This window comes from Aurantimonas sp. 22II-16-19i (genome assembly GCF_002088275.1).
Classification (GTDB): domain Bacteria; phylum Pseudomonadota; class Alphaproteobacteria; order Rhizobiales; family Rhizobiaceae; genus Jiella.
The window spans coordinates 1-2,556 of record NZ_AQQS01000075.1; the positions used below are offsets into that span (position 1 = coordinate 1).

General features: G+C 66.2%; 4 protein-coding genes. All 4 read left to right on the forward strand.

The window, feature by feature from the left end:
- On the forward strand, positions 1–796 hold a 796-nt coding region (locus ATO4_RS28020; RefSeq protein ID WP_176223201.1), incomplete at its 5' end, for a hypothetical protein.
- A 97-nt stretch (positions 797–893) separates the two neighbouring features.
- Positions 894–1,634, forward strand: a complete 741-nt coding sequence (locus ATO4_RS26605; RefSeq protein WP_083595104.1) for a M15 family metallopeptidase — start codon at positions 894–896, stop codon at positions 1,632–1,634.
- A 2-nt stretch (positions 1,635–1,636) separates the two neighbouring features.
- Entirely contained in the window at positions 1,637–2,035 is a 399-nt protein-coding gene (locus ATO4_RS26610) for a hypothetical protein (RefSeq protein WP_083595105.1), read from the forward strand.
- 4 nt (positions 2,036–2,039) lie between these two features.
- Positions 2,040–2,459 (forward strand): hypothetical protein, encoded by a 420-nt coding sequence (locus ATO4_RS26615; protein ID WP_083595106.1) that lies wholly within the window; start codon positions 2,040–2,042, stop codon positions 2,457–2,459.
- The last annotated feature ends 97 nt before the right edge of the window (positions 2,460–2,556 follow it).

The window sequence follows — 2,556 nt, forward strand, 5'->3', positions numbered from 1 at the left end:
GGACGTGTTCCTCGGCGACGGTGTCACGCCAGGGGAAACCGCTCCCTATGCCGAACCTGCGACGCCGCCGATCTACCTGAACGGGGCCACCGGCGTCACGATCCAGATCCCCTGGCAGTACCCGCAAGCTGACGAGGGCATGGGGCCAACCGACTTCGTGCGCTATCCCAAGCGGCTGATCCAGTTCGGGCCGAACCAGGATCCTTCAGAAGTCCGCGTCATCACCCCCGGCGGGGTCGTCAGCTTCGCCGACGGCAGCGCCTATGGCCCAGACTACCACATCTACAGGAACAGCGCCTCGCCGGCGAACAACGATAATCTCGGCGGCTTCTCGCTGGAGGGCAACAACGCCAGCGGCAACCTCGCCATCTATGCGCGAGACACGGCGATCGCGCTGGATGTGACGGCAGGGGCCCATCGGGGCCGGCGCATCATGTCCACGGCACATCTCGGGGCCCTTGAGAATCAGGGCTGGTGGCAGAGCCCATCCGCTTCGCTGCAGACCGGACTATGGGTGAACACGCTGAACGGCGGAGTTCGCGGCGTGACGCAGGTTTTCCTTGGCAACCAGGTCAAGGGAGCAGCCGGCGCGCGCGTCTTGCAGATCACCCCTTCCGGCGGGGGATCGGAAGCCGGGACCGACGTCGATAAGCTGCTGACCCAGGCGCAGATCCAGGCGTTCACCCAAACGACCTTCCAAGCCTACATGAACACCTGGGCCAACACGCTGCCGACCACAGAGCCAGCCTCTGGGCAATGGTGGCTTAACAACGGTGTACTCACCCGCAAGCCCTGATCTCTCCATCCCTGAAGTCCGAACCGGCCGCCTCTGAGCGGCTTTTCTCGTGCCCGGTCGCTGCGATGCGCCGGGCGTTTTCGTGAGGATCACAGACATGACAGCGCCGATCCCCTTCGGTCAGTGGCTGCAGATGCGGCTCACCGCTCATGGCTTCGCCTGTGGCGGCATCGACGGCATCGTCGGGCCGCTCACCGTGGCCGCCATCAAGGCGTTCGAGGCTTCGCGGGGCCTGCCGGTTGACGGCATGGCGGACGAGGCGGTCGTCAACGCGCTTCGCTCGCCCTCCAGCCGCGTCGACGACGAGACGGCGAAGGCGGTCGAGCACCGCGAACCGTCCGAGGCCGAGATCCAGAAGATCGCACTCGTCGGCAATACCTGGCCGCGCCAGTCGGGCGTGCCGTCCTTCTACGGCGCCGTCGGCACGCGGCAGACCCGGATCGAGATCCCCTTCGACATGTTCCTGGCGTGGGACAAGGGGCACCGCTGCCGGACGGTGACGCTGCACGAGAAGGTGGCGCCGTCGGCCGAGCGGGTGCTGCAGCGCGTGGCGCAGCTCTACTCGGCACAGGAGCGCGCCGACCTCGGCATCAACCTCTTCGCCGGCTCGCTCAACGTGCGGCGGATGCGCGGCGGCTCGTCCTATTCCATGCACTCCTGGGGCATCGCGATCGACTTCGATTCCGAGCGCAATCAGCTGAAGTGGGGCAAGCCGAAGGCGCGCCTGTCGCACGCCGACGCGCTGCCGTTCTGGCAGGCGTGGGAGGTCGAGGGCTGGCTCTCGCTGGGCCGGGCTCGGAACTACGACTGGATGCATGTCCAAGCGGCGAGGCTGTGATCATGGAAACCTTCTGGGACATCATCGCGCCGATCTACGGCGCCGTCATCGCCATCCTCATCCCGCTTGCGCTCGCCTATGCGCTGAAGCTCCTCCGGGACAAGACTGGGATCGAGATCGAGGCCAAGGACCGCGAGGCGCTGCAGTCGGCGCTGCAGAGCGCGGCACTCAGCGTCCTGCGCAAGCAGGGCAACGCGGCACTCACCTCCATGGCCGAGGACACGATCGTCAACTACGTCCGGGACTCGGTGCCGGACGCAGTGCGCCGGCTGGGCAAGGGGACGCCGATTACTGATGCGAAGATCCTGAAGCTCGCCGCGCCGAAGCTGGAGACGGCGGCCAAGGTGGGGGATGCGCCGGCGATCGTTTCCCGGGCGCTGGCGACGCGAAGCGAGAGCTGACGCGATGATCTTCCTCCGCATCCGCCATCGATTTCATCAGCGCGCCTCCGAATGGTTCTGCGCCGCGAACATGCTGCAGTTCGGGCTGACGCTGATGCACAAGAGTCAGACGTTCGACAGCCCGGCCTACACGGCATTCCGATGGCTCGGCGAGGCCTGGACTGGCGCGGCCGTCGGATCTTGCGGGTTCGTCTGGCTCTGCGGGCTCATCGTCAACGGCGCCCGGCAGCGTGTGACGTCGACCATCCGGGCGTGGTGTGCCTTCGTCGGGGCGCTCGTCTACGGGTTGCTCGCCCTCGGCTTTCTCTGGTCGTTCAAGATGACGAACCTGCTGTCCACCGGCATCGGCAACTATGCGTTGGTGTCTGTCCTGGCGCTCTACGCGCTGTTTCATGTGATGCGTGACAAGCGGGAGCAGGGCTAATGGCGGTCGACGCCGTGCCGGAGTGGGTCATCGGCTTGGCCGTCGGTGTCGGGACCGCAATTTCCGTCGTTATTGCCCGGCTCGGCTGGAAATCCGG

Coding starts and splice junctions, on each gene's coding strand:
- ATO4_RS26610 (WP_083595105.1), top strand. CDS start 1,637: ATGGAAACCTTCTGGGACATCATCGCGCCGATCTACGGCGCCGTCATC.
- ATO4_RS26615 (WP_083595106.1), top strand. CDS start 2,040: ATGATCTTCCTCCGCATCCGCCATCGATTTCATCAGCGCGCCTCCGAA.
- ATO4_RS26605 (WP_083595104.1), top strand. CDS start 894: ATGACAGCGCCGATCCCCTTCGGTCAGTGGCTGCAGATGCGGCTCACC.